Source organism: Flavobacteriales bacterium (assembly GCA_013214975.1).
Classification (GTDB): Bacteria; Bacteroidota; Bacteroidia; order DT-38; family DT-38; genus DT-38.
Genome location: JABSPR010000181.1, coordinates 1 through 2,699, shown reverse-complemented (window position 1 = coordinate 2,699; position 2,699 = coordinate 1). Strand labels below are relative to the sequence as shown.

Genomic DNA, 2,699 nt, shown 5'->3' with positions numbered 1-2,699 from the left:
TGGTTTTGAAAGCTTTGAGTCTATAAAGCGAATGACCACACAATCCTCTTTTAGGTTGAATACGCTGGCGTTGCAATTCACTGCAATGGGTATAATGATATTGAAAGAGAGTAGAAAGTTGAGTTATTCGGATAAAGTAAAAAAGCATATTCCTGAATTTCCATATAATGATATTACGATCCTGAATTTATTGCAACAAACTAGTGGAATGCCAGATTATATGGATCTAATTCCAGAGGAAATACCGGATGAAACTGTTCTCTTTAATAAGGATGTGCTTAATCTATTGGTAAGTCATACTCCTGATTTACTGTTTGAGCCAGGGGAGTATTGGGCGTTTTGTGCTACAGGTTATGTGATACTTGCAGTTATTATTGAACGGGCGAGTGGTAGAACATATACTGAATTTATGACTTCGAAAATTTTTGAACCATTAGAAATGAATCACACTTATGTGGCAAATGGAGATCCCAAACAAGGTATTCCGAATAGAGTATATGGTTATGACAAAGATAAGATGCCAACAGATTGGGATATTACGAATGGTATTGTAGGTGATGGCGGAATTTATTCGTCGGTAGAAGATTTGTTTAGATGGGACAAAGCCTTGTATACAGAGGATATAGTATCTAAGTCTACCATAAAAGAGGCGTATACACCGTACGAGTTAAATGGATTTGGAGATAGTACGGAGGATTATGGCTTTGGAGTAGATCTTCGAAATCGTCATGGAAATCATCACATTGATGCGGAAGGAAATAGGTTAGGATTCTATAATTACTTCTCACGGAATTTGAAAAACAAATCTTCTATTATTATTCTTACTAACCAGAACAGCAAGCCTAATTACATTGCTACTTATATCGAGGATATAATATCTGAATTGAGAAATTAGGGCTTAGCCTTCCTTGTTTATTTCCTTTCGAGAATTGCGTTTTTGGCCAAAGCCTTGCGTTACTTTCAAGTAGTTTCTTAACTGGTAATTAAAGATTTCTACTACTTCAATATTCGTCCGTTCTAAGAAGGAACCTTCAAATTTTTTAATCATATATGGCAGAGGCCTTCTAAGTTGTTCCCAGTTTGCATCGTTAAGTACAAGCGCAGTTACACCTCTTTGGGTTTTTCCTATTTCGCCGATGTAAACTATTCCCGTAGGCTGTACCGTACTATCTTTTTCTAATTCTTTGTTTAGAAATATGGGGTGATTATATTCTTGGTTCTTTACAAGTTTTGAGTCATCACTGTAGAAAAATAAAAAGTCGCTAAAAGTATAGTAATTATTAAATGCCTTAATTACACCTGCATTTTTCTTGACTTGTTCAGCCTTAACAATGATCGCACTCGTTGTGTCACCTTTAGCAAGGTAAGAATCTATTAATATTTTGTTTGTCCTAAGACAGATTACAAGTGTCCCCCTGTGGAGTTGGTTTAAATGTTTAATGGCTCGTTCACTTCTTGTTGGTTGGGCGCTCAACGACACGTTTAATAATATTGCAATTGCAAGGGTGATTAATCTTAATGGCGCTTTTCTGAACATGGAAAATGTAGTACGTGTCTATTCTAAATTTATTGTCTGTTTAACTGATGGCTTTTTTTACCAATTCTAGGTCAGCTTCCGTGAAGGATATTTTTAAGGCTATCGCTCTGCCATCTTCGCTCATTTTTTTCCAGCTCTTTTTAAGGATCACGATTATTTTTTCTTCAGGATACTTCGCTGCAAACTTTTCTAATTGATGGTCTAAGAATTCTAAGCAAAGGGCATCTTCCATTATTTGCGCATCGCTATTTAGCTTAATGGCTTTCTTTTGGTTGATGATTTTTAATGCTTCAATCGTTTTAAGTTCAAAGCCTAGACTCTCTAATACTTCACTAGATCTTTCTGTATGAAAACTTTTTAAGTCAGATCTCCATTTTAGATATCCTGTTTTGTTCATGGGGTAGGTGTCCCGTGGTTTTGTCCATCGTTCTATGTGTTGACACCGGCAAGCTAGTTGTAATGCGTCGGAAGGCGTAGAGGTAAGTCGATTTACCCAGCTAGTTAATCGATCTGAGAAAGCTAATTCAAAAGGGACTTCAGTTCCGTCTACAACTTCTTTTTTCGGATCGTTAGAATTAATTCTATCGAACTCCGTTATTGCTACCTTAATTGATTTGCTCATGAATGTATCGAATGATTATATTTGCCTTCTTCAAACAAAAATGGTGAAAAAGCTTTTAATATTAGGTACTGTACTGTATTTCTCTGCGTGTACAAAAGAGGTGATAGAGGTTTCTGAGTCGGAACCAAGTAATATGTGCGCGGATACGATTACTGTTACATTCAATAATCAAGTGGCGGAAATTATGCAACGTAGCTGTGGTAAAGCCGGATCGGCTTTTTCTTGCCATCAGGTAGGTAGCCCGTTAGGTGACTTTAATAACTACAACGTTATAACAGTTTACGTAGAAGATACAAGTGTATTTGGCTTTGAAGGACATATATTCACTTTACAGGATATGCCGCCGTCGTATTCAGATCCTTCTCAGATTCTTTCAGACTGCGATCTTCAAGTTTTAAAAACCTGGTTAGATAATGGTGCTGTTAAGAATTAACTATTCTTATTTCTACATTACTACCTCGCGAAGTATTTCGCCCATTTTGGGATAACTAATTTCTTTGTTTAAAAAAAGAGAAATCCCTAATTCATTCATTATTGCTT

The 2,699-nt window shown here is 36.2% G+C and carries 4 protein-coding genes; 2 read left to right on the top strand and 2 right to left on the bottom strand.

Features of this window, described 5'->3' with window-relative positions; genetic code table 11:
• Nucleotides 1–895: beta-lactamase family protein (locus HRT72_06340; protein NQY67326.1), on the top strand; the 895-nt coding region annotated here is incomplete at its 5' end.
• 3 nt (nucleotides 896–898) lie between these two features.
• Here HRT72_06340 and HRT72_06335 read toward each other — a convergent pair.
• Together HRT72_06335 and HRT72_06330 are read right to left on the bottom strand one after the other, a co-directional pair.
• Complete coding sequence (locus HRT72_06335) at nucleotides 899–1,537, bottom strand: hypothetical protein (protein NQY67325.1); 639 nt, start codon at nucleotides 1,535–1,537, stop codon at nucleotides 899–901.
• A gap of 40 nt (nucleotides 1,538–1,577) precedes the next feature.
• A complete protein-coding gene (locus HRT72_06330; GenBank protein ID NQY67324.1) occupies nucleotides 1,578–2,159 on the bottom strand; it encodes a DUF4202 domain-containing protein in 582 nt (193 codons plus the stop codon).
• Nucleotides 2,160–2,199: 40 nt separating this feature from the next.
• On the opposite strand from HRT72_06330, the gene HRT72_06325 reads away from it, so the two are divergent.
• The gene (locus HRT72_06325; GenBank protein NQY67323.1) at nucleotides 2,200–2,592 is read left to right on the top strand and encodes a hypothetical protein; all 393 of its coding nucleotides are present in this window, start codon (nucleotides 2,200–2,202) and stop codon (nucleotides 2,590–2,592) included.
• Nucleotides 2,593–2,699 lie beyond the last annotated feature (107 nt).

Excerpts from the sequence above, each read along its gene's own strand:
- HRT72_06335 (NQY67325.1), bottom strand. The coding sequence starts at position 1,537 with ATGTTCAGAAAAGCGCCATTAAGATTAATCACCCTTGCAATTGCAATA.
- HRT72_06325 (NQY67323.1), top strand. The coding sequence starts at position 2,200 with ATGGTGAAAAAGCTTTTAATATTAGGTACTGTACTGTATTTCTCTGCG.
- HRT72_06330 (NQY67324.1), bottom strand. The coding sequence starts at position 2,159 with ATGAGCAAATCAATTAAGGTAGCAATAACGGAGTTCGATAGAATTAAT.